Source organism: Pseudoalteromonas mucoides (assembly GCF_049257175.1).
Lineage (GTDB): Bacteria > Pseudomonadota > Gammaproteobacteria > Enterobacterales > Alteromonadaceae > Pseudoalteromonas.
The window spans coordinates 92,851-109,574 of sequence record NZ_JBMMUC010000010.1 but is presented as its reverse complement, the minus strand read 5'-3'; the positions used below and the strand labels follow the sequence as shown (position 1 = coordinate 109,574).

Here is a 16,724-nt window from a genome sequence, read left to right as displayed (position 1 = left end):
ACTGCGGTTACAGGCGGAAAAATCGCGCTGCATCCCCTTGTTTTAATTTAAGTGCTTGAGCAACGTCTTGGCTTATAATTAAGGTATGCTTGGCATGATTATAATGGGCATGTTTGGTGAAGGTCGCTCTGAAGTCGCTCACCCCTTGATTACAAATCGCTAAAGTATCAGAACTTTGCTCATCTACGTAATCAAGCTCTCCAATTGATATTGGGCATACAAGTGACTCTCGTACGCTGCGAATGTTACCTAGCTTGGCTTCTACGGTGGGTCCTGCATCAAATAAGTCTACATAGCCGCGGTGCTCAAAACCTTCTTTTTCAAGAAGTTTAAGTGCGGGCTTTGTTTTTTCGTGTACTTTGCCGATTACTGCTTGTGCTTTTTTACTAAGTAAATTGGCATAAATAGGGTATTTGGGCATTAATTCACTAATAAACACCTTATCACCTAAACCGACAAGGTGATCAGCTTGAGGAAATTCAATGCTAAAGAAATGCTCTTCTAACCATTGCCAAAAAGGTGAGTGACCATCTTCATCACTTACCCCACGCATTTCGGCAATAATGGTATCGGCAAAGCGTTCACTGTGTTGTGCCATAAATAAAAAGCGAGAGCGGGACAAAAATCGCCCGACGAGGCCTTGTCTGCTAGCTTCACGTAAAAATAAGGTACAGATTTCAGAACAACCTGTGTAGTCGTTACACATGCTGAGTATATCAACTGTATTATAAACGTTGAGAGTACGTGAGTGATGAACGGTTTTGCCTAGGTGGTAATGATACAAAGGGACGTTCAGCCCAACCGCAGCTTCTATTGCGGTTGTACCAACAACATCGCCCGTTTCACTGTCTTCGAGTACGAAAAGGTAGCTCTCATCGTGGGGCTGATTAATATCTTTAGAAAAGCTACTTTCAGCACGCGCAATTTTTTCTTGTAAAAGTTGATCGTCTACAGGGAGTGATGTAAACCCATGACCAGACTCAATCGCAATCTGTTTAAGTGCATCAAAATCGTTGGCCGTTATAGGACGTAATACTTGCATTCTTTCTTGCTCCATTAGCGCCCCAGCATTTCACTAGGGCGCTAAAATAGATTAACCTTTTACAACAGCCGCAACCGCTTTTTCAAAACGCGCTAAACCTTCTTTTATGTCTTCAAGTGGGATGACTAAAGATGGTGTAAAACGAATCACATTAGTGCCGGCTACTAAGCTCATTAAACCTTGTTCGATACTGGCAACTAAAAAGTCTCGTGCGCGACCTTCAAATTGTGCATTGAGAACTGCACCTAATAGTAGACCTTTACCACGCACTTCACTAAACACATCATATTTTTCATTGATAGCAGCAAATCCAGCACGGAATAATTGTTCACGTTCTTTTACGCCTGCAAGCACGTGTTCAGTATTAACTGTGTCAAAGGCAGCTTCGGCCACTGCACACGCTAGTGGGTTTCCGCCGTAAGTTGAGCCATGAGTACCTACTTTTAAATGCGCAGCGATATCTGTTGTAGTGATCATTGCACCGATAGGGAAACCGCCGCCAAGTGCTTTAGCTGTAGTTAAAATATCAGGTGTTACAGCTAAGTCTTGATATGCATAGAGAGAACCTGTGCGGCCTACACCTGTTTGTACTTCATCAAAAATAAGCAGTGCATTATGTTTGTCACACAATGCGCGAACACCTTTTATAAACTCAGCAGAGGGCGAAATAATCCCCCCTTCACCTTGCAGTGGTTCCATCATAACGGCACAGGTTTTATCACTAATTAGTTTTTCAAATGCTGCAAGGTCATTGTAGTCACAGTGATCAATAGCGGCAGGTTTAGGGCCAAAACCATCTGAATAGGCTGCTTGTCCACCTACAGTGACTGTAAAGAATGTACGGCCATGAAAGCCTTTATTAAATGCGATTATTTGGGTTTTGTCTTCGCCATGTACATCTAATGCAAAACGACGAGCAAGTTTTAGCGCAGCTTCGTTGGCTTCTGCGCCAGAGTTAGCAAAGTAAACTTTGTCTGCAAATGTAGCGTCAGTGATTTTTTTAGCTAAGCGCAGTGCTGGCTCATTGGTCATAACATTTGATAAGTGCCAAATCTTCTCACCTTGCTCTTTTAAAGCATTTACAAGTGCAGGGTGGCAATGGCCTAAACAGTTAACGGCAATACCACCGGCAAAATCAATAAACTCTTTATCATTTTGATCCCACACTCGAGAGCCTTCTCCACGAACGGGGATAACTTCAGATGGATTATAGTTAGGGACCATAACATCGTTGAATAAATCTCTTGTTACTTGCATTTGACGCACCTTAAATTGAAAAAAGATATTGATTGCTAAACTATTTTATTGTTTATTTGCAACCAAATTAATATTGCCCTAAGGGCTAGGTTATTTTTATAACCCTATTATCTAGTTTCGTTAGTTAAATTTGCAGTGCTAAATTGTGTAAAATGATTATAATAAAAGTCATATTGATGAATTGAGTTATCAAAATGATTAGTAAGCAAGATGAGAAGTTACTCGCTATTTTACGCACTAACGCCAGAGCTAGTATTTCAGACTTAGCCAGGGCATTGAATTTATCGCGTTCAACAGTTCAAAGTAGAATGCTGAAGCTTGAGGAAACAGGAGTCATAAAAGGTTACAGTGTTGATTACGGTGAGGCGTATTTAAATGCCATGGTTGCAGCGCATGTGTCTATTAAAGTTAAACAAAAGCTCACCACAAAAACAAACTTAGAACTTAAGCAAATTGACGCTATTTCTCAATTGTACGCCATTAGTGGTGAGTTTGACTTAATAGCCGTTGTACAAGCTCAGAACTTGGAAAAGCTAAGCCATTTACTGGATGATATAGGTAATCTAGACGGCGTCGAAAGAACTACATCATCGGTTATTTTAGAAACTAAGTTTAATCGTTAATTGATGTAATGAGTTAAATAATAGTAGTGATGCTGTTATTGTGTTGGAGCTGAGCGAATAACTTTTTTTTCTACTTCATCAAGCTTCACTACATATGCATTACCACCAATGCCTTTGAACTCTTCATCGGTAAAAATTAGCGTGTTTTCGTCATAAAAGGTAATAGCTTCTTTTTGTGTAACAATACCTAAATCTATTAATGACACGTCACCAGAGAAAAACTTGTCGCCTTCAAAGTTTTCAAAAAGCCAAATGCTGGTAGAATCAAGTAGCACCAGCTTTTTACGATCAGGGCTCAAGGCTGCTGATGTGATCCAGCAAAGCTTTTCCATGGTAGTACAGGTTTGAAATGAATCAATTAATTGGGCATCAAAATTTGCAGCGTGGTCTCCCACTTTATAAACATTGGTGATGCCATCAAAGGGTTTGGTTCTGTTTTTAGTAAATAAATATAAATGTCGACCAAAAGAAACAAATGCTTCTAAATCAAAATTTCGTTTATCTGGGGCTACAGGCTTATCGTCGAGCTCGGGGTAAGTGAATTTAATAATTTCAGCTTGAGTCGTATTGCCTTTTATATCAATAGGGTTTTCTATTTTATAGATTGTTAGCCACTTTCGCTCTTGTTTATTATTACCAAAATCACCTAAAAAGAAATGACCAAAATCATTTTGAGTCATATCTTCCCAGTCAATATTTTTGGCATTGGTAACAAGTACTTCTTTAGAAATGGAGCCATCATCAGCTAGGCGGTAAAGTTTAGCGTCATCCCCGCCATCGTTTATAGCCCAAAGTTGCATGGATTTATCGAACTCAATACCAGAAATTTCTTTTAAGCGCGGATCAACAGAGACTTTCTTTTTACTATAAAGAGTATAAATAGAAGTGCCTATTACGGCGCTTGCACCAATGATAAAAATGATTAATGTGACATAAAAGCTTTTTTTAAGCATAAACGATTGAAGGAGATATTAATTTTTGACTATTATGCTGTATTTTGTGTTTAATTACTATGTTAGAGCTCTTTTGCGTCACTTTCTAATTGCCAGACGCCTGTACCTGTTGCTGCAATGTGATTAACGTTTCCTTGCAATACTTTACAGCCAACATTCACTGATGATTGCGGACGGCTAACAAGGTAGCCTTGTACGCTACTTATGCCCATTCTTTTAACTAATTCAAATTGCTCTAATTGTTCTACACCTTCTGCTACTATTTTCAGGCCGAGTTTTGCTCCGAGTTCACTAATTGAGTCGAGTATTTGATTATACTTAGGATTCTCATTGGCTTGGGCAATAAAGAGTCTATCTATTTTAATGACATCTATAGGTAAATCGGCCAGGGTACTTAACGAACTAAAACCTGTACCAAAGTCATCAATGGCAATTGTTACCCCTTCTTTACGTAGTTTTTCAAGTTCATTAATAATACTGTCGCTGGCCGTAATAAGTGTTGACTCAGTTATCTCAAGCATCAAAGCTGTAGCCGGAAGCCCCGTTTTCGTAAGCTTTGCCATAACCCAGTCAAAGATTGGACGGTGTTTTAGTTGAATACCTGATACATTGACAGAAATCTTTACTTTACGCATACCTGCATTGTGCCATGCGGACATTTGTCGGCAAGATTCAAGCATAATCCAATCACCGAGCTCTAAAATTAAATTGGACTCTTCAGCAATTGGAATAAATTCGACCGGAGAAATGAGCCCTTCAACGGGGTGATCCCAGCGAACTAGGGCTTCAAAGTAATCAATGGCACAGTCCTCAACATGAACAATCGGCTGAAACGAAAGGTGGAAGTTTTGACATGCAATGGCTAAACGCAACTCTTCAAGTAAGTAATGATAGCGGCGCATTTTATTGCCCATTTCAGGGGAGTAGACCTTGAAAATGCCACGACCGTCTGTTTTTGCACGGTACATTGCAACATCGGCCATTTGCAACAAAGCATGAGGGCTTGATGCGCTTTCTGGATAAACTGCAATACCAACACTAGCACTAATTTTTATAAGCTTATTACCTAATACAAAATCGCGTTCAATCTCGTTTAATACGCTTTGTGCTACATCCAAAGTCTTAGTGTCAGAATCAATATTATTTATAAATATAGAAAATTCATCACCACCCAAACGAGCAAGGTTTTGCTCCAACATACTCGTAGGGTTCACGTCGTTAAGGTTATGATTACGTAATACATTAGCTAAACGCTCGGCAACTTGAATTAGTACTTCATCGCCAAAGCTATGACCAAATGAGTCATTTACTTGTTTGAAGCCATCTAAATCAATAAATAGCAGAGCACAGTGTATTTTTTCAATCTCAGCATTGTTTAGTTGTCTATCTAAATGCTCAATATAGGCATGGCGATCGATAAGTTGGGTAAGTTTATCTTGGCTTATACTGGTTTGTGTTTCTCTAGCATAGGTTGAAATATGGGTGTTTAAGGCGGCTAGAGCTTGGGTTAAACGAGCAACAGAATTAGTTACTTCAAGCGAAGAAAGCTGAATATTGAAAGATGATAATAATTTATCTGTTTGTAAGTTTAGTTGCTCGATGTTCGTATTCTGCTGTTTAAGTCGCTTTAAGTTCCCTAAATACCAAGTAATCCAGAGTCCCATTAAGATTAAAATGATGATATTGGCAGGGGAAAGTAAGGTGGCTGTTAGTAAAGCTGAAGATTTAGCGGTGACAAATTCAGTATCTGTTATTTTAACTAAAAGAAAGTCGCCATCGTTGCTGGAAATTACGTGATGCCCACTTAAAATCGGATTGTACCAAGGAGGCAAAGTAAGCTGGGTATCGGTAACTGCAAATGTTCGCAAAGCAATGCTCGATTGTTGTGGATTAATATTATTAATCTGTTTTGTTAATAAAATATTTAACCCATAACAAAAAACAATGAGGATTATTACGGCAATACTGAGAGTACGAAAAATTTTAGTCATTCCATTAAGCCATTGTGACCCCAATTTATTATTAATACTTGCTTATGGGGGTGGTACTTTTTTTTAGTATATAGCGTGTGAGTAAAAGAGACAAATGTTTCAGTAGCTTCATGACTAGAAAAGGTACGAATATAAATTCGAGTAGATAATCTACTGTGTTGATTGAGATTTTATATCTTTTCGCATTAGTTTATTTCACTTTACCAATGGCAAAGTTTTATCTACTTTGTAAACTCGGTTTTGTTTAATAACTAAACACTGGTTTAGTTCTTGCAGATCTTGTTTCATTCATCATGAAAGAAAGCCGATTTACTATTTTTTGCACAGTTTTAGTGCGCAATTATTTTTATTGCACTGTCATAATGCATAAATATTAATCTGGTTAACTAATACTATACACCCCGGCAGATGTTGAGCAGTTGAACAAAGCACGGTGCACAGATAAATAAACCTTGAGTTTAGTTGGAGCCCGCTATGTTAAGTAAACGATTTTTTAAAACCAAAGATGAAGCAGAAGTAACGTTTGAATTCAGCCACCCAGAGGCAGAAGATGTACAACTTGTCGCTGAATTTACTGATTGGCAACCTGTTGCCATGAAGTTTAATAAAAAACAACAGTGTTTTAAGATTAAACAACGCTTACCTAATGATCAGCAATTTCATTTTAGATACTTAGTCAATGGCAGCATCTGGGATAATGATCACCAAGCTGATGGCTATATAGCTAACAATTTCGGCACAGAGAATAGTATCGTTAATACGCAACGCGCATAAGGTGGTGTAATGGAGTCACTTTCGCAGTTGTTTTATCTGCACGGTATTGGCTATGAATACACTAAATATACTGGTGAGCAAATACTTTTTGGGCAAGATACCCGCTGTGCTGCATTAAGGGCGTGTGGTGTCGACCCCGCTGATAGTAGCCAGATAGCACACTTGAATATAGCATTAGATGCGGCTAAATGGCTGCAGCTTGTGCCTAGTTGTAGCATTGTCGATGCTGAACAGCCATCATTAAAAATTAGAATTGATCAACGTTTACAAGACCAAACATGCCTAATTGAATTTGAATCAATTAATGTGCCTACTATTGAAATAGGGTTCAATGAGTTACCTTGCACAGGTGACTACGGCTTTAACGATATTACCTATCTCGAGTTTGAAATTGCTTTACCGAAGCTACCTATTGGTTACCATGACGTAAGTGTTCAAGTGGCTTCACAGCAAGCGAATACTGAGCTTTGGGTTACGCCTGAGCAGAGTTTTCAGATATCCGATGCAAAGCGTACTGGGTTATCTATTCAACTATATAGTTTAAAAAATAATGCAGGCTTAGGTGTCGGCGACTTTGCTGACTTACTTGATTTGGTAACTCAGGCTGCAAAATTGAAACTCGATTATATTTTGCTAAATCCACTGCACTTATTATTTGCAGATGAACCAGAACGAGCGAGTCCTTATAGTCCTAATAATCGCGCTTTATTAAATCCGCTTTATATTTCGATTGGCCTATGTGAAGACAGCCAGAGTAACACCGCTTTAATTAGCTATATAAATGAGCATAAACCGCCAGAGTCGGCATCACAGTACATAGATTATGCTCAGGTGAGTGAATTCAAATATACCCTGTACAACTTTCTTTTTCAGCAGTTTATCACCAGCGCAACCGATGAGCGCTTAGCGCAGTTTCAGCACTTTTGCGCACAACACCAAACTACTTTAGCTACTTTGAAAAACGAAAATTATGAGTTTGCATGTTATTTACAATGGCAGGCACATTTACAGTTAAATCAATGTCAGCAAAGTGCGAGAAAAAACGGTATGTCTATCGGCCTTATCAATGATTTGGCCGTTGGTTGTGCCAGTGACGGTACTGAGCATATGACACAACAGCATTTATTCACGGAGTCCGCTTATGTTGGCGCACCGCCCGATCCGTGGGCTGAACAAGGCCAAAATTGGGGACTGCCGGCTTTAAACCCCATAAAAATGGGAGATAACAAGTTTGCTTTTTATCGCGCTCTAATACGTGCAAATATGGAAGATGTAGGTGGTTTACGCATTGATCATGTTATGGCTATTAGGCGGCTTTGGTGGTGCTTTGAAAACCAAGGCCAACAAGATGGCTGTTATGTGTACTATCCGTTTGAACACTTATTGTCTATTCTAACTATTGAGTCGCATCTAAACGAATGTATCGTTATAGGCGAAGATTTAGGCGTGGTGCCACCAGAAGTAAAAACTGCCTTGGCAGATAAGGCTATTTTTTCTAATAGCTTATTTTATTTTGAAAAAGATCAACACAGCGAATTTCTACCCGCGCAGGCTTTTTCTCGGCACTGCTTACTGATGATTGCTAATCACGATGTCCCCCCTTTTTTTGGTTGGTGGCAAGCACAAGACTTGTGTTTAAAACGTGATTACAAGTTAATAGGTGACGAGCAATACAGTACAAGTTGCATGCAAAGAGATATCGAAAAGCAGCGAATGTTAAGGTTTTTAGAACAAAGCGGGCATATAGGGTACTCAGTCGATAGTAGCGCAAAAGAAGTATACTCGGCGCTAACTATTAGTTTAGCGCATTCCCCCGCGCAACTTTTCGCAATTCAATTAGATGACCTTGATGAGCAAATTTTGCCGGTTAACATTCCTGGCACAGATAAAGAGTATCCTAACTGGCGTCGTGTACTTAACCATTCATCTGCCGATATTCTTACTCAACATGCTGCTTTGCTGAATGAAATTAATCTAATAAGGACGTGTTAATGAACAGTTCTGTTCAAACGAATTTAATAACTAACCAGTATGATGAACAGGTGAGCGCACTAGAAAAAGGCTGCTTTAAAGATCCATTTAGTTTTTTAGGACCTCATAGTGCTGGAGTAGGAAGGCTTGAAATTCGAAGCTACTTGCCAGGTGCAAGTAAGGTCGCTATTAAGCTCAACGAACAGCTTATACAGTGTGTGCGTTACCGCGATTCTGACTTATATATTGCCCAGGTATCGGCCACAGCTGAAGATGCCTACACTTTTGTAGTTGATTACCCTGATTGTCAAATAGAGGCACACGATAGCTATTGTTTTCCAAGTTTATTGGATCACGATGCTATGTATTTATTTAACGAGGGTACCCTTGAGCACGCGTATCGTCATTTAGGTGCACACTTTATCACTTCAGCTGGTGTCGCGGGTGTGCGTTTTAGTGTTTGGGCTCCGAATGCCAGTAGTGTCTCTGTAATTGGTGAGTTTAACCATTGGCAGAAAAATCAGCATTTTATGCGTTTTAATCCAAGTTGTGGTGTATGGGATATATTTATTCCTGAGTTAAAAGAAGGGCAGTGTTATAAATATGCAATTACCACAATCAGTGGCGGTGTTGTTGAAAAAGCAGATCCGTTTGCGTTTAAAATGCAGCAAGCACCAGGCACAGCCTCGGTACTACAACACAGAAATAGCGCCATAAAGTTAACAGAAACAATGCGCCAGCAACGGATAAAACGTAATGCGATTGATGCCCCCGTGAGCATTTATGAAGTTCATTTAGGTTCATGGCAGCGAAAAAACGAAAATAACTACCTTAATTATCATGAGTTAGCCGATAAGTTAATAACCTATGTTTTGCAGCAAGGGTTTACCCATATACAACTTATGCCGATCAGTGAATACCCGTTTGACGGCTCTTGGGGTTATCAGCCTGTTGGGTTATTTGCTCCAACGAGTCGTTTTGGCGGGGTAGAAGACTTTAGGTATTTTGTTGAGCAGTGTCATAAAGCAAACATTGGGCTATTAATTGATTGGGTACCTGGTCATTTTCCAAGTGATCCTCACGGACTACATTGCTTTGATGGCACCCATTTATATGAGCATGCTGATGCTAGGCAAGGTTTTCACCCAGATTGGAACACCTATATTTATAATTATGATAGGCCTGAAGTACGCAGTTTTTTAATTGCGAATGCGATGTTTTGGCTCGAAGAATTTGCAATTGACGGGCTACGAGTTGATGCCGTTGCATCGATGCTATATCTAGATTATAGCCGCGAAGAAGGTCAATGGGTACCTAACTGCTATGGTGGCCGCGAGAATTTGGGTGCAATTGAATGTTTAAAGCAGGTAAACCTGCGCAGTTATGCGAATAACCCTGGCATTATTATGGTTGCTGAAGAGTCCACGGCTTGGCCAGGTGTCACACGCCAAGTTGACCATGATGGGTTAGGGTTTGGCTATAAGTGGAACATGGGTTGGATGAATGACAGCTTGCATTATATGCACCGTGATCCCTTATATCGTCAACATCATCATCATGAAATGACCTTCTCAATGGTTTATGCCTATAGTGAAAACTATATTTTACCATTAAGTCATGACGAAGTTGTCCATGGTAAGGGTTCTCTCATTGAGAAAATGCCTGGCGATGATTGGCAAAAATTTGCGAATTTACGTGCTTATTATGCATTTATGTGGGCACATCCTGGCAAAAAGTTACTTTTCATGGGGGGCGAGTTTGCTCAACGTAGCGAGTGGAGCCATGATAAATCCCTTGACTGGCATTTACTTGAGCATCTTAGTCATGAAGGGATGCAAAAAGTGGTGCAAAATCTGAATCAAATTTACACATCAATTCCTGCATTGTACGAACTTGATAATGACTCAATAGGTTTTAGTTGGATTGATAGCCAAAACGCACAACAAAGTATTTTCAGTTTTGTCCGATACGCAAAAAACACCAGTGATTATGTCATTGTGATTTGTAATTTAACGCCAAACAGCTATCAACAGTATCGAATAGGGGTGCCATCAAAAGGGGATTTTGAGGTGATTTTAAACACCGATGAACAACACTATTTTGGTTCAGGGTTTGAGGTAAGTAATTCATTGTTGAGTGCTCAAGCACAGCCTAGTCATGGTCATAACCACAGCATTTTATTGTCATTACCTCCACTTGCTACTGTCTACCTTAAAAAGGTCTCTAATGAGTCTATCAATTGAATTAAACCAAGGTAAAACGTCGCCTTTAGGTGCATCAATAAACAGCAATGGCATTAACTTTGCGGTTTATGCCCCTTTAGCAAAACAACTTTATGTATGTTTATTTGATTCAAGTGGCCATACAGAAGTGCTTAAACTTGCAATGAACAATAATGAAGGGGGGATTTGGAGCTTATTTATTACCCCTTTACCAGCAGGAACGCTTTACGGGTATCGTGCTGAGGGAGAGTATCAGCCAAAGCAAGGGCTGTATTTCAATAGTCAAAAACTATTGATAGACCCTTATGCAAAAGACTTATTTGGTGAATTTACCTGGAGTGAGCGCCATTATAGTCAAATGCCCATAGGTACACTCAGCTCTGTGAATAATGCGATTGATATGCCAAAGTCTAGGGTCAGCGAACTGCAGCCTTATACGGGCTCTAAACCACAGCATAGTTGGGGCAAAACTATTATTTACGAATGTCACGTTAAAGGGGCGACTGCACGACATCCCGATATTCCGGCGCATTTACAAGGTAAATACTTGGGCTTGAGTCATGCTGTATTTATAGAACATTTACGTGATTTAGGCATTACCACATTAGAGCTTTTACCTGTACATACCTTTATTAGTGAGCAGTTTTTAACGGGTAAAGGCCTACAAAACTATTGGGGTTATAACACCTTAAACTTCTTTACCCCGCATAAAGATTACTTAGTTAATGATGAAATAGCTGAGTTTCAAGAAATGGTTTCGCAATTACATAAAGCCCAGATCGAAGTTATCTTAGATGTTGTTTATAACCACACTGCTGAGGCAGGCACTGATGGACCTTTATTATCGTGGCGGGGTTTAAATAACCCAGGTTATTACCGTTCATTACACGATAATCCTCAAGTGTACATAAATGATACCGGCTGCGGTAATACGCTGAATATTGACGACTCGTACAGCTTAAAAATGGTACTTGATAGTTTGCGATATTGGGTTGAGATAATGGGCGTTGATGGTTTTAGGTTTGACTTAGCCACTATCTTAGGGCGTACAGCACATGGTTTTACTCAAGCTCATAGCTTTATTCAAGCTATTAATCAGGACCCAGTATTAAGTCAGGTAAAATTGATTGCTGAGCCTTGGGACATTGGCCCTGGTGGGTATCAATTAGGGGCTTTTCCAGCGCCGTGGCGAGAGTGGAATGATAAATATAGAGATGTTGTAAGGCGCTTTTGGTGCGGTGAGCATAATATGTTACCTGAGCTTGCTAAACGTTTACATGGCTCGTTTGATTTGTTTGAACATAACTTACGCGGACCATTAAATAGTATTAATTTTATTACCAGCCATGATGGATTCACGCTTGCAGATTCGGTCAGTTATAAAGAAAAACATAATGAGGCGAACGGTGAACACAATCGTGATGGGCACAGTGCAAATTATTCGTTTAACTGCGGCGTTGAGGGTTTTAGCGATGATCCCGAAATTACTGCACTGCGATTGCAGCAACAAAAAAATATGTTGCTCACGTTATTGTTATCCAAAGGTGTACCTATGCTTGCTTCGGGCAGCGAAATGGCGCATTCACAAGGAGGCAATAATAATGCGTATTGCCAAAATAATAGGACAAGCTGGTTGGCGTGGAAGGACTCGCAACGGCGTCATCCGTTAACTCGGTTTATTGATGATGTACTTACGTTGCGTAAAAAACATTGCGTATTTAAACACAGTGTATTTTTACATGATTCAGATAAGCGCTTTGCTGTGAATTGGTTTACTGAGCATGGTGAAACCATGCAAGAAAGCGATTGGCACGATGGCAGTAAGCAGTTTTTGATGTATAGCCTGCATGATAGACAGCTTGAGACTACGTTGCTGATTATTTTAAATGCAAGTGATGTAGTCGTTGAATGTTCACTGCCAAAGGTAGAGCAAGGGAGTTGGCAACTAGAAGTGTCAAGTGTCGAGAAAATTACAGTAAAAAGTACTAAACAACTTAACGTTACTGCGCAGAGCAGTTGGGTTTTTCAGCTAATTTAGAAGGCGAATGTCATGGCTAATAATGGTGAACAAATGTGTATTGCAAAAGGATGGCAAGATGCTCCTTTGATTGATGAAAGTACGTTGGAAGATGATTTATCTCGGCATTTTTATTATACCCTTGGGCGTGACAAAGTCGGGAAATCACAACTTTACTTATATAACGCGCTAGCCTTGACCATTCGTGATCGTTTAGTGGCACGGTGCAGAGCAACTAAACAACAAATGCACAGCGAGAAAAAACGCAAAACGGCCTACATTTCATTAGAGTTTTTGATGGGTAGGGCTATGGGCAATGCAATTTTGAACCTTGATTTAGATGGACAAGTCAGTCAAGCGCTTCAGCAATATTGCACCAATATTGAAGATGTCGCGCAAGCAGAGCATGATGCAGGGTTAGGTAATGGTGGCCTCGGCCGCTTAGCCGCGTGTTTTTTAGATAGCTGTGCAAGTTTAGCATTACCGGTTATCGGTTATGGTATTCGCTATGAATACGGCATGTTTAATCAATCAATTGAAAATGGTCATCAAATAGAACAACCTGATAATTGGCTACGCGAGGGCCACCCATGGGAGCTAAGTGCTCCTGAGCAATCTCAACGTGTGAAATTTTTTGGTCATGTTGAAAGTTATATTGATAAACATGGGCGTGAGCACAGGCAATGGTTAAATAGTCATGATGTATTAGCAGTGCCTTACGATGTACCAGTACCAGGTTATAAAAATGACATTGTAAATACATTAAGACTTTGGAAGTCAGAAGCCACCGATGAATTTGATTTAAGTGAATTTAATGCCGGTAGTTACACCGAAGCAGTAGCGCATAAAAACCTTGCCGAACAAATTACCATGGTGCTGTATCCTAATGACAGTAGTGAAAATGGTAAAGAGCTGCGACTTCGTCAACAATACTTTCTCTCTTCTGCCAGCTTGCAAGATACAATCGCAACTTGGGTATCACAACATGGTGAATCGTTTAGTGATTTCGCTGATTATCATGTGTTCCAATTAAACGATACACACCCTAGTATTGCTGTTGCAGAATTAATGCGGTTATTAATTGACGAACATGAACTCGATTGGGACGAAGCATGGCAAATTACCACCAAAACCATGGCTTACACCAATCATACGTTACTACCTGAAGCTCTTGAAAAGTGGTCAGTGTCACTATTTGCACGTTTATTACCTCGTATTCTTGAAATTATCTATGAAATCAATGCGCGTTTTCTAGCCCTAGTTGCACAAGCATGGCCTGGAGATGTAGCAAAGCAACAAGCATTGTCACTGATTGAAGAAGGTGCAGAGCCGCAAGTAAGAATGGCTTATTTAGCCATTGTCGGCAGCTTTTCAGTCAATGGTGTTGCAGCACTTCATACGGAGTTACTCAAAGAAGGTTTGTTCAAAACGTTTTATGAATTATGGCCTGAGAAATTTAATAACAAAACTAATGGCGTGACACCACGGCGCTGGTTGGCTCACTGTAATCCTAAATTGACCCAATTGATCAGTGACAAAATTGGCGAGAGCTGGGTGGGGGAATTTTCTCAGATAAGCCAGCTACGTCGCTATTTTGATGATGCGACGTTTCATCAACAGTGGCAAGCAGTCAAATTAGAAAACAAACAACGGTTAGTTGACTTGGTCAAACAGCGTTGTGATGTGCAATTTGATACAAGTATGTTGTTTGATGTGCAAGTAAAACGCATTCATGAATATAAGCGCCAGCTACTCAATGTATTACACGTGATTCACTTGTATGACCGTATTCGTCGAGGTGACACTGAAAGCTTAGTCCCACGTTGTGTGCTGCTTGGTGGCAAAGCCGCGCCTGGTTATTACATGGCAAAACGCATCATTAAGCTTATAAATAATGTTGCCCAGGTCATTAATAAAGACCCGCTTGCTAAACCCTATTTACGTGTTGCTTTTTTACCTAACTACAACGTAACAGCAATGGAAACGATATGCCCAGCAACAGACTTATCAGAGCAAATATCAACTGCTGGTAAAGAAGCATCTGGTACCGGCAACATGAAGTTTATGATGAATGGGGCATTGACGATAGGGACGTTAGATGGCGCAAATATCGAAATTCGTGATGCTGTCGGTGCAGATAACTTCTTCTTGTTTGGCGCTAAAGCAGAGCAAATAGAATCAATTAAACAAAGTTATAACCCTTTACATATTATTCATTCAACACCTGATTTATGCAATGTGATGCAACTACTTGAAAGCGGACACTTCAATTTATTTGAACCAGGATTATTCGACGACATCATTGGTGCCATTAAAAGTCCACAAGATCCTTGGTTAGTCGCACATGATTTTGAAAGCTATGTCAGTGCGCAACGGGATGTTGAAAGTGCCTACCTTAATCAACAGCACTGGACGCAAATGAGTATTTTAAATACGGCTGCCAGTGGTGTGTTTTCAAGTGATAGAACGATAAGCCAATACAGTGAAGATATTTGGCATTTAACACCGCTTAAACCAAACACGACAACCAACAGCACAGATTAATACGGAGATAAATTATGCCAAGTTATGCAAATCGCTACATAAGTAGTTTAACAAGAGAAACCTACGCGTTAATTCTGGCTGGAGGGCGTGGCTCTCGGCTACATGAATTAACAAACTGGCGAGCTAAGCCTGCGGTGTATTTTGGGGGGAAACATCGAATTATCGACTTTCCACTGTCAAACTGTATTAACTCTGGTATTCGTCGAGTTGGTATCGCAACACAGTATAAGTCTCACTCTTTAATACGCCATGTTAATCGTGCCTGGGGCCACTTTAAAAAAGAATTGGGTGAATCGGTAGAAATTTTACCTGCATCTCAACGTTATGGCGATGAATGGTACTGTGGAACAGCAGATGCGGTGTTTCAAAATATGGATATTATTCGTCATGAGCTACCTAAGTATGTAATGATTTTGTCAGGGGATCATGTATATCGAATGGATTACGGTGCTTTGCTTGCAAAACATGTTGAAACAGGCGCTGATATGACCGTATGCTGTATTGAAGTTGACTGTGAAGAAGCCGCTGACACATTTGGTGTTATGACTGTTGATGAAGAAAAACGAGTAAAACGCTTTGATGAAAAGCCAGCAACACCGAGCTCAATTCCAGGTAAGCCAGGCACTTGTTTAGCCTCTATGGGCAACTATGTTTTTAATACCGATTTTTTGTTTGAACAACTTAAAAAAGATGCTGAAAACGAAGGTTCTGGCCGTGATTTTGGTCATGATATCATTCCAGCCATTATCGAAGAGCATAATGTATTTGCTTTCCCATTTAGAGATCCAGGCCATGAAGGTCAGCCTTATTGGCGAGATGTGGGTACACTTGACTCATTTTGGGAAGCGAATATGGAGCTGGTAATGCCAGAGCCACAGCTAGATTTATATGATCCAACTTGGCCAATTTGGACTTACCAGGAGCAGCTACCACCGGCTAAATTCATTTTTGATAATGATGATAGGCGTGGCATGGCAGTAGATTCAACAGTATCTGGCGGGTGTATTATCTCTGGCTCTATCGTACGTAAGTCGTTACTATTTTCTAATGTGCATATTCGTTCATACTGTGAAATTGAGGAGTCGGTTATTTTACCGGGCGCGATTATTCAGCGAAATTGCCGAATTCGCCGTGCCATCATTGACCGAGGCTGTGAAATCCCAGCAGGCGTAGAAATTGGCTTTGATAAAAAGGCCGATGAAGAAAATGGGTTTAGGGTTTCCAAGAAGGGTATTGTTTTAGTAACACGAGACATGTTAACAGAACTCGCAAAAAAAATTGATCGCCAAGAGCGCGAAAACAAACAATTAGCTTAAGTAGTAGGAAGTAA

10 protein-coding genes and 1 pseudogene are annotated in these 16,724 nt (G+C 40.1%); 7 read left to right on the top strand and 4 right to left on the bottom strand.

Features of this window, described 5'->3' with window-relative positions; all coding sequences use genetic code 11:
• Nucleotides 1-7: 7 nt before the first annotated feature.
• Nucleotides 8-1,042 carry an arginine N-succinyltransferase gene (astA, locus tag AAEU30_RS12515; RefSeq protein ID WP_421960831.1) on the bottom strand — a complete coding sequence of 345 codons (1,035 nt, stop codon included), beginning with the start codon at nucleotides 1,040-1,042 and terminating at the stop codon, nucleotides 8-10.
• 51 nt (nucleotides 1,043-1,093) lie between these two features.
• Nucleotides 1,094-2,299, bottom strand: a complete 1,206-nt coding sequence (locus AAEU30_RS12510; RefSeq protein ID WP_421960787.1) for an aspartate aminotransferase family protein — start codon at nucleotides 2,297-2,299, stop codon at nucleotides 1,094-1,096.
• Between the two features lie 194 nt (nucleotides 2,300-2,493).
• On the opposite strand from AAEU30_RS12510, the gene AAEU30_RS12505 reads away from it, so the two are divergent.
• Nucleotides 2,494-2,922: an Lrp/AsnC family transcriptional regulator gene (locus AAEU30_RS12505; protein WP_087531560.1), complete on the top strand. Its 429-nt coding sequence runs from the start codon at nucleotides 2,494-2,496 to the stop codon at nucleotides 2,920-2,922.
• 35 nt (nucleotides 2,923-2,957) lie between these two features.
• Here the strand turns inward: AAEU30_RS12505 and AAEU30_RS12500 are convergent, their stop codons facing one another.
• Nucleotides 2,958-3,875, bottom strand: a complete 918-nt coding sequence (locus tag AAEU30_RS12500) for a hypothetical protein (protein WP_421960786.1) — start codon at nucleotides 3,873-3,875, stop codon at nucleotides 2,958-2,960.
• Nucleotides 3,876-3,937: 62 nt separating this feature from the next.
• Nucleotides 3,938-5,866 carry a putative bifunctional diguanylate cyclase/phosphodiesterase gene (locus tag AAEU30_RS12495; RefSeq protein WP_421960785.1) on the bottom strand — a complete coding sequence of 643 codons (1,929 nt, stop codon included), beginning with the start codon at nucleotides 5,864-5,866 and terminating at the stop codon, nucleotides 3,938-3,940.
• Between the two features lie 474 nt (nucleotides 5,867-6,340).
• Between AAEU30_RS12495 and AAEU30_RS12490 the strand changes: the two genes are divergently transcribed.
• From AAEU30_RS12490 to glgC, 6 genes and pseudogenes are all read left to right on the top strand, one after another.
• Nucleotides 6,341-6,640: an isoamylase early set domain-containing protein gene (locus AAEU30_RS12490; protein ID WP_290210601.1), complete on the top strand. Its 300-nt coding sequence runs from the start codon at nucleotides 6,341-6,343 to the stop codon at nucleotides 6,638-6,640.
• 9 nt (nucleotides 6,641-6,649) lie between these two features.
• Nucleotides 6,650-8,632 carry a 4-alpha-glucanotransferase gene (malQ, locus tag AAEU30_RS12485; protein ID WP_421960784.1) on the top strand — a complete coding sequence of 661 codons (1,983 nt, stop codon included), beginning with the start codon at nucleotides 6,650-6,652 and terminating at the stop codon, nucleotides 8,630-8,632.
• Entirely contained in the window at nucleotides 8,632-10,854 is a 2,223-nt protein-coding gene (glgB, locus tag AAEU30_RS12480; RefSeq protein ID WP_421960783.1) for a 1,4-alpha-glucan branching protein GlgB, read from the top strand. Before malQ ends, glgB begins: the two co-directional genes overlap by 1 nt.
• Nucleotides 10,838-12,891, top strand: a pseudogene (gene glgX, locus AAEU30_RS12475) (glycogen debranching protein GlgX). The gene glgB and the pseudogene glgX overlap by 17 nt, the downstream one beginning before the upstream one ends.
• Nucleotides 12,884-15,394, top strand: coding sequence for a glycogen/starch/alpha-glucan phosphorylase (locus AAEU30_RS12470; protein WP_421960782.1), 2,511 nt, complete (start codon nucleotides 12,884-12,886; stop codon nucleotides 15,392-15,394). Before glgX ends, AAEU30_RS12470 begins: the two are co-directional and overlap by 8 nt.
• Nucleotides 15,395-15,408: 14 nt before the next feature.
• Entirely contained in the window at nucleotides 15,409-16,710 is a 1,302-nt protein-coding gene (glgC, locus tag AAEU30_RS12465) for a glucose-1-phosphate adenylyltransferase (protein WP_421960781.1), read from the top strand.
• Nucleotides 16,711-16,724: the final 14 nt, after the last annotated feature.

Coding starts and splice junctions, on each gene's coding strand:
- astA (WP_421960831.1), bottom strand. CDS start 1,042: ATGCAAGTATTACGTCCTATAACGGCCAACGATTTTGATGCACTTAAA.
- AAEU30_RS12510 (WP_421960787.1), bottom strand. CDS start 2,299: ATGCAAGTAACAAGAGATTTATTCAACGATGTTATGGTCCCTAACTAT.
- AAEU30_RS12505 (WP_087531560.1), top strand. CDS start 2,494: ATGATTAGTAAGCAAGATGAGAAGTTACTCGCTATTTTACGCACTAAC.
- AAEU30_RS12500 (WP_421960786.1), bottom strand. CDS start 3,875: ATGCTTAAAAAAAGCTTTTATGTCACATTAATCATTTTTATCATTGGT.
- AAEU30_RS12495 (WP_421960785.1), bottom strand. CDS start 5,866: ATGACTAAAATTTTTCGTACTCTCAGTATTGCCGTAATAATCCTCATT.
- AAEU30_RS12490 (WP_290210601.1), top strand. CDS start 6,341: ATGTTAAGTAAACGATTTTTTAAAACCAAAGATGAAGCAGAAGTAACG.
- malQ (WP_421960784.1), top strand. CDS start 6,650: ATGGAGTCACTTTCGCAGTTGTTTTATCTGCACGGTATTGGCTATGAA.
- glgB (WP_421960783.1), top strand. CDS start 8,632: ATGAACAGTTCTGTTCAAACGAATTTAATAACTAACCAGTATGATGAA.
- AAEU30_RS12470 (WP_421960782.1), top strand. CDS start 12,884: ATGGCTAATAATGGTGAACAAATGTGTATTGCAAAAGGATGGCAAGAT.
- glgC (WP_421960781.1), top strand. CDS start 15,409: ATGCCAAGTTATGCAAATCGCTACATAAGTAGTTTAACAAGAGAAACC.